Annotated in this window: 5 protein-coding genes; all 5 read left to right on the forward strand. The window is 62.9% G+C overall.

Annotated features, from left to right (window positions below):
- Positions 1–73 precede the first annotated feature (73 nt).
- Positions 74–4,315: a DNA-directed RNA polymerase subunit beta' gene (gene rpoC, locus AC1DJN_RS18410; protein ID WP_478039702.1), complete on the forward strand. Its 4,242-nt coding sequence runs from the start codon at positions 74–76 to the stop codon at positions 4,313–4,315.
- A 395-nt stretch (positions 4,316–4,710) separates the two neighbouring features.
- Positions 4,711–5,085 (forward strand): 30S ribosomal protein S12, encoded by a 375-nt coding sequence (rpsL, locus tag AC1DJN_RS18415; protein WP_025879344.1) that lies wholly within the window; start codon positions 4,711–4,713, stop codon positions 5,083–5,085.
- 12 nt (positions 5,086–5,097) lie between these two features.
- Positions 5,098–5,565, forward strand: coding sequence for a 30S ribosomal protein S7 (gene rpsG / locus AC1DJN_RS18420; protein ID WP_025879343.1), 468 nt, complete (start codon positions 5,098–5,100; stop codon positions 5,563–5,565).
- Positions 5,566–5,703: 138 nt separating this feature from the next.
- Entirely contained in the window at positions 5,704–7,845 is a 2,142-nt protein-coding gene (gene fusA / locus AC1DJN_RS18425) for an elongation factor G (protein ID WP_478039704.1), read from the forward strand.
- Between the two features lie 51 nt (positions 7,846–7,896).
- On the forward strand, positions 7,897–8,204 hold a 308-nt coding region (locus AC1DJN_RS18430; RefSeq protein ID WP_279208914.1), incomplete at its 3' end, for a GTP-binding protein.

The raw sequence follows: 8,204 nt of genomic DNA on the forward strand, positions 1-8,204 counted from the left end.
GGCCACCGCCGCCGCGCCGCTGGCAGTGAACTGAAAGCCCATCGACACAGCATTCCTCCTTCTGGAGAACACCATGAAAGACCTGCTCAACCTCTTCAACCAGCAGCGCCAGACGCTGGACTTCGACGCGATCAAGATCGCGCTGGCTTCGCCGGACCTGATCCGTTCGTGGTCCTTCGGCGAAGTGAAGAAGCCGGAAACCATCAACTACCGTACCTTCAAGCCGGAACGTGACGGCCTGTTCTGCGCCGCCATCTTCGGACCGGTCAAGGACTACGAGTGCCTGTGCGGCAAGTACAAGCGCATGAAGCACCGCGGCGTGGTCTGCGAGAAGTGCGGCACCGAAGTGACCCTGGCCAAGGTGCGTCGCGAGCGCATGGGCCACATCGACCTGGCCTCGCCGGTCGCGCACATCTGGTTCCTGAAGTCGCTGCCGTCGCGCATCGGCCTGATGCTGGACATGACCCTGCGCGATATCGAGCGCGTGCTGTACTTCGAAGCCTACGTGGTGACCGAGCCGGGCCTGACCGCCCTGGAGCGCCGCCAGCTGCTGACCGAAGAACAGTACCTGCAGGCCCGCCAGGAGCATGGCGACGACTTCGACGCCGCCATGGGCGCCGAGGCCGTGTACGAACTGCTGCGCACCATCGACCTGCAGTCGGAAATGACCCGCCTGCGCGAAGAGATCGCCAGCACCGGTTCGGAAACCAAGCTGAAGCGACTGACCAAGCGCATCAAGCTGATCGAAGCCTTCCTGGAATCGGGCAACCGTCCGGAGTGGATGGTCATGACCGTCCTGCCGGTGCTGCCGCCGGACCTGCGTCCGCTGGTTCCGCTGGATGGTGGCCGCTTCGCGACCTCCGATCTGAACGACCTGTACCGCCGYGTCATCAACCGCAACAACCGCCTGCGCCGCCTGCTCGAACTGAGCGCGCCGGACATCATCGTGCGCAAYGAAAAGCGSATGCTGCAGGARTCGGTCGAYGCSCTGYTSGACAACGGCCGTCGCGGYCGYGYCATCACSGGCRCCAACAAGCGCCCGCTGAAGTCGCTGGCCGACATGATCAAGGGCAAGCAGGGTCGTTTCCGCCAGAACCTGCTCGGCAAGCGCGTCGACTACTCGGGCCGTTCGGTCATCGTGGTCGGTCCGTACCTGCGCCTGCACCAGTGCGGCCTGCCGAAGAAGATGGCGCTCGAACTGTTCAAGCCGTTCGTGTTTGCCAAGCTGCAGCGTCGTGGCCTGGCCACCACCATCAAGGCCGCCAAGAAGCTGGTCGAGCGCGAAGAAGCCGAAGTCTGGGACATCCTGGAAGAGGTCATCCGCGAGCATCCGGTGATGCTGAACCGTGCGCCGACCCTGCACCGTCTGGGCATCCAGGCCTTCGAGCCGGTCCTGATCGAAGGCAAGGCCATCCAGCTGCACCCGCTGGTCTGCACCGCGTTCAACGCCGACTTCGACGGTGACCAGATGGCCGTCCACGTGCCGCTTTCGCTGGAAGCCCAGCTGGAAGCGCGTGCGCTGATGATGTCCACCAACAACATCCTGTCGCCGGCCAACGGCGAGCCGATCATCGTGCCGTCGCAGGACGTCGTGCTGGGTCTGTACTACATGACCCGCTCGCTGGAAAACAAGAAGGGCGAGGGCATGGCCTTCGCCAACATCGCCGAAGTCAAGCGCGCCTACGACAACCGCGTGGTGGAACTGCACGCGCGCGTCAAGGTCCGCATCACCGAGGTGGTGACCGACGAGGAAGGCAACAAGCAGAGCAAGACCTCGATCGTGGATACCACCATCGGTCGCGCCCTGCTGGCTGAAATCCTGCCGGAAGGCCTGCCGTTCGCGCTGGCCAACACCGAGCTGACCAAGAAGAACATCAGCCGCCTGATCAACTCCAGCTACCGCCAGCTGGGTCTGAAGGACACGGTCGTGTTCGCCGACAAGCTGATGTACACCGGCTTCGCCTACGCGACCCGCGCCGGCGTCTCGATCGGCATCGACGACATGCTGATCCCGGACGAGAAGAAGGGCATCCTCACCGAGGCCGAAGCCGAAGTGCTGGAAATCCAGGAGCAGTACCAGTCGGGCCTGGTCACCGCCGGCGAGCGCTACAACAAGGTGGTCGACATCTGGTCGCGCACCAATGAGCGCATCGCCAAGGCGATGATGGACACCATCGGTACCGAGAAGGTCATCAATGCCAAGGGCGAGACCATCGACCAGAAGTCGATGAACTCCCTGTACATCATGGCCGACTCCGGTGCACGAGGCAGCCAGGCGCAGATCCGTCAGCTGGCCGGCATGCGTGGCCTGATGGCCCGTCCCGATGGCTCGATCATCGAGACGCCCATCAAGGCGAACTTCCGCGAAGGCCTGAACGTGCAGGAGTACTTCAACTCCACCCACGGTGCCCGTAAGGGTCTGGCCGATACCGCGCTGAAGACCGCGAACTCGGGTTACCTGACCCGTCGTCTGGTCGACGTGGCGCAGGACGTGGTGATCACCGAGGTGGACTGCGGTACCACCGAAGGCCTGATCATGACTCCGATCGTTGAAGGCGGCGACGTGGTCGAGCCGTTGAAGGATCGCGTGCTGGGTCGCGTGGTTGCCGAGGACGTGTTCCTGCCGGGCAACGACGAAGATCCGATCGTCACCCGCAACACCCTGCTCGACGAAGCCTGGGTCGCCAAGCTTGAAGAAGCCAGCGTGCAGACCATCAAGGTCCGCTCGACGATCTCCTGCGAATCGGCCTTCGGCGTCTGCGCTCGCTGCTACGGCCGCGACCTGGCCCGTGGCCACCTGGTCAACATCGGTGAAGCGGTCGGCGTYATCGCCGCGCAGTCCATCGGTGAGCCGGGTACCCAGCTGACSATGCGTACGTTCCACATCGGTGGTGCGGCATCGCGAGCTGCTGCGGTCGACAACATCACCGTCAAGACCACCGGCTCGGTCAAGTTCAGCAACCTCAAGTCGGTTGCCCATGCCAACGGCTCGCTGGTCGCGGTGTCGCGCTCGGGTGAAATGTCGGTGCTCGATGCGCACGGCCGTGAGCGTGAGCGTTACAAGCTGCCGTACGGTGCGACCATCACCTCCAAGGACGGTGATGCGGTCAAGGCTGGCCAGACCGTGGCCAACTGGGATCCGCATAACCATCCGATCGTTTCGGAAGTGGCCGGTTTCATCCGCTTCATCGACTTCGTCGACGGCATTACCGTCATCGAGAAGACCGATGAGCTGACCGGCCTGGCGTCGCGCGAAATCACCGACCCGAAGCGCCGCGGCGCCCAGGCGAAGGATCTGCGCCCGATCGTCCGCATCGTCGATGGCAAGGGCAACGACCTGTCGATTCCGGGCACCGACCTGCCGGCGCAGTACCTGCTGCCGCCGCGCTCGATCGTCAACCTGCAGGACGGCGCTGCCGTCGGCGTGGGTGACGTGGTTGCCAAGATCCCGCAGGAAGCGTCGAAGACCCGCGACATCACCGGTGGTCTGCCGCGCGTGGCCGATCTGTTCGAAGCCCGCAAGCCGAAGGATCCGGCAGTGCTGGCCGAGCGTTCGGGCATCATCAGCTTCGGCAAGGACACCAAGGGCAAGCAGCGCCTGATCATCAAGGACACCGATGGTTCGGAGCACGAAGAGCTGATTCCGAAGTACCGTCAGGTCATCGTGTTCGAAGGTGAGCACGTGACCAAGGGCGAAACCATCGTCGACGGCGAGCCGAGCCCGCAGGACATCCTGCGTCTGCTGGGCGTCGAGCCGCTGGCCGCCTACCTGGTCAAGGAAATCCAGGACGTGTACCGCCTGCAGGGCGTGAAGATCAACGACAAGCACATCGAGGTGATCACCCGCCAGATGCTGCGCAAGGTCGAGATCACCGATCAGGGCAGCAGCAAGTTCCTGAACGGCGAACAGGTCGAGCGCCAGCGCGTCATCGAGGAAAATGCACGCCTGACCACCCGCAACGAGCTGATTGCTCGCTTCGATCCGGTCCTGCTGGGYATCACCAAGGCRTCGYTGKCYACCGAATCGTTCATCTCGGCKGCTTCCTTCCAGGAAACCACYCGCGTRCTGACCGAGGCTGCCGTCCGCGGCACCAAGGACAACCTGCGCGGCCTGAAGGAAAACGTGATCGTCGGCCGTCTGATTCCGGCCGGTACCGGTCTGACCTACCACGCCAACCGCCGCCGCAATGCGAGCGGGCTGACGGACTCGGAAATGCAGACTCTGGCCGGCACCCCGGCAGCTGCAGCCGCCGTGGCCGTGGCAGCACCGGAAGTGGTGGTGGAGTCGACCGACGCCGAGCAGGCCGAGGATTGATCGGCCGGTCCGGCTCAGGCCGGACCTCGATCGGGCAGGGGGCGGCCATCGGCCGGTCCCTGCTTCATGGTCCGGCTCCGTGCCGGACACGTATCACGCAGGACCCGCCTCGGCGGGATCTGCACTCGAGGGCCCAGGCCGCTGGTCTGTTCGCCGTCGATGAGGTAGGATGCCGCCCCGGCCCAGCGATGGGTCGGGCGACAACCTGAACGGGGGGCATGGAGAAGGCTCCCCTGTAACGGCCCTGGATCAGGGCTGGCTTGGCGCGTGCGCATTTGACCGCGTTTTCGCCAGGTTGCTACAATCGTCTGTCTCAGCAGGCCGGTTTTTCGCCTGCTCGCACATATCCGCATTCATGGCCGGTTTTTTTCGGCCTCTCTCAGAAGAACATACTGATGGCGACGATCAATCAGCTTGTCCGCAAGCCGCGGCAGGCAACCACTTATAAGAGCGCCTCGCCGGCTCTCGAAAAGTGCCCCCAGCGCCGTGGCGTCTGCACGCGCGTTTACACCACTACTCCGAAGAAGCCGAACTCGGCCCTTCGCAAGGTTGCCAAGGTTCGCCTGACCAACCAGGAAGAAGTGATTTCCTACATCGGCGGTGAAGGCCACAACCTGCAGGAGCACTCCGTGGTCCTGATCCGTGGCGGTCGCGTCAAGGATCTGCCGGGTGTGCGTTACCACACCGTTCGTGGTTCGCTCGACGCCTCCGGCGTTGCCAAGCGTCGCCAGGGCCGTTCCAAGTACGGCGCCAAGCGTCCGAAGAGCTAAGGGAAAGCACACATGTCTCGTAAAGGTAATACGCCGCAGCGCGCAGTCCTGCCGGATCCGAAGCACGGAAGCGAAACCATCGCCCGTTTCATCAACATGGTGATGCTGAGCGGCAAGAAGTCGGTCGCTGAAAAGATCGTCTATGGCGCCATGGACGTGATCGGTGAGAAGAACCCGAATTCCGTCGAGCTGGTTCAGAAGGCTCTGGAAAACGTGGCTCCGTCGGTCGAAGTCAAGTCCCGCCGCGTCGGTGGTGCCACCTACCAGGTGCCGGTCGAAGTGCGCGCCTCGCGCAAGATGGCTCTGGCCATGCGTTGGCTGATCGACTCCGCGCGCAAGCGTGGTGAGAACACCATGCCGAAGAAGCTGGCCGCTGAACTGATCGACGCCTCGGAAAACCGTGGCGGCGCCATCAAGAAGCGCGAAGAAACCCACCGCATGGCCGAAGCCAACAAGGCATTCGCCCACTACCGCTGGTGAGTTTGACGGCCTTGTAAAACAGGCAGGGCAGCACCATCTCGGTGCTGCCTCGCGGCCCCAGAAGGGCTGCGCCAATCCGAAGGCCGCCGAAAGGCGGCGTTCGGCCATCCGAAATCCAAGAAATCTGAGAGGCTCCCCGTGGCCCGTTCCACTCCCATCGAGCGTTACCGCAATTTCGGCATCATGGCCCACATCGATGCCGGCAAGACCACCACSWCCGAGCGCATCCTGTTCTACACSGGYRWGARCCACAAGATYGGYGAAGTGCAYGACGGCGCCGCCACCATGGACTGGATGGAGCAGGAGCAGGAGCGTGGCATCACGATCCAGTCCGCTGCGACCACCGCGTTCTGGAAGGGCATGGACAAGTCCCTGCCGGAGCACCGCTTCAACATCATCGACACCCCCGGGCACGTCGACTTCACCATCGAAGTGGAGCGCTCGCTGCGCGTGCTCGACGGTGCCGTCTTCGTGCTGTGTGCCGTCGGTGGCGTGCAGCCGCAGTCGGAAACCGTGTGGCGCCAGGCCAACCGTTACAAGGTGCCGCGCATCGCGTTCGTCAACAAGATGGACCGCACCGGCGCCAACTTCAGCAAGGTCGTCGGCCAGCTGAAGGCGAAGCTGGGTGCCAAGGCCGTTCCGATGCAGCTGCCGATCGGCGCTGAGGAAGGCTTCAAGGGCGTCGTCGATCTGCTGAAGATGAAGGCCATCCATTGGGATGAGGCTTCGCAGGGCATGAAGTTCGAGTACAGCGATGTGCCGGCCGAGCTGCTGGCTGAAGCGACCGAAGCCCGTACCTTCATGATCGAAGCGGCTGCCGAAGCCAGCGAAGAGCTGATGGACAAGTACCTGGGCGGCGATGAGCTGACCGAGGCCGAGATCATCGAAGCCCTGCGCGTGCGCACCCTGGCGACCGACATCGTGCCGATGTACTGCGGCTCGGCGTTCAAGAACAAGGGCGTGCAGGCCATGCTGGACGGCGTGATCCAGCTGCTGCCGTCGCCGATCGACGTGCCGGACGTGACCGGTACCGACGTTGACGATGAGACCAAGGAAATGAGCCGCAAGTCTGACGACAAGGCTCCCTYCTCGGCCCTGGCCTTCAAGATCATCACCGACCCGTTCGTCGGCGCGCTGACCTTCTTCCGTGTCTACTCGGGCACGTTGAATGCAGGCGACCAGTTGCTGAACTCGGTGAAGGGCAAGAAGGAGCGCATCGGCCGYATCCTGCAGATGCACTCCAACAACCGTGAAGAAATCAAGGAAGTGCTGGCAGGCGACATCGCCGCCGCCGTGGGCCTGAAGGACACCACCACCGGTGACACCCTGTGCTCCATGGATCAGCCGATCATCCTCGAGCGCATGGTGTTCCCGGAGCCGGTCATCTCGATGGCCGTCGAGCCGAAGACCAAGTCCGACCAGGAAAAGATGGGTCTGGCACTGGGTCGTCTGGCCCAGGAAGATCCGTCGTTCCGCGTCAAGACCGACGARGAATCCGGCCAGACCATCATCTCGGGCATGGGCGAGCTGCACCTGGACATCATCGTTGACCRCATGAAGCGCGAGTTCAACGTTGAAGCCAACGTCGGCAAGCCGCAGGTGGCTTACCGCGAAACGATCACCCTGTCGGACGTGAAGTCGGACTACAAGCACGCCAAGCAGTCCGGTGGTAAGGGTCAGTACGGTCACGTCGTGATCGAGCTGTCGCCGATCACCGATGCCGATCGTGCAGATCCGAAGATCGCCGCGGGTATCAAGGACGACTTCCTGTTCATCAACGACATCACCGGTGGCGTGATTCCGAAGGAATTCATTCCGTCGATTGAAAAGGGTCTGCGCGAAACCATCACCAACGGTCCGCTGGCTGGCTTCCCGGTCGTGGACGTCAAGGTGAAGCTGGTGTTCGGCTCGTACCACGACGTCGACTCCTCGGAAATGGCGTTCAAGCTCGCTTCCTCGATGGCCTTCAAGGAAGGCTTCCGCAAGGCCAAGCCGGTCCTGCTGGAGCCGATCATGAAGGTCGAGATCGTGACCCCGGAGGATTACCAGGGTGACGTGATGGGCGACGTGAGCCGTCGTCGCGGCGTTCTGCAGGGTTCTGATACCACCGGTGACGGTTCGGCCAGCATCATCAACGCGATGATCCCGCTGGGCGAAATGTTTGGCTACGYGACCTCGCTGCGTTCGCAGACCCAGGGCCGCGCCACCTTCACGATGGAATTTGACCACTACGAGCCGGCGCCGAACAACATCGCCGACGAAGTCATGAAGAAGTCCTGAGCGTAACGCTCAGGTCCTCCAAACCACTTACGAACTAAAAGGTAGAACGAAATGGCAAAGGGTAAGTTCGAGCGCACCAAGCCGCACGTCAACGTCGGCACCATCGGTCACGTCGATCATGGCAAGACCACGCTGACCGCCGCACTGACCAAGATCGGTGCCGAGCGCTTCGGTGGCGAGTTCAAGGATTACTCCGCGATCGACGCSGCGCCGGAAGARAAGGCACGYGGCATCACGATYTCGACCGCGCACGTCGARTACGAATCCACCGTTCGTCACTACGCCCACGTSGATTGCCCGGGCCATGCTGACTACGTCAAGAACATGATCACCGGTGCTGCCCAGATGGACGGCGCGAT

Source organism: Stenotrophomonas sp. 05L414_2 (assembly GCF_056397905.1).

What these genes read in the sequence shown, in the direction of transcription:
- rpsL (WP_025879344.1), top strand. Translation starts at nt 4,711, where the DNA reads ATGGCGACGATCAATCAGCTTGTCCGCAAGCCGCGGCAGGCAACCACT.
- rpsG (WP_025879343.1), top strand. Translation starts at nt 5,098, where the DNA reads ATGTCTCGTAAAGGTAATACGCCGCAGCGCGCAGTCCTGCCGGATCCG.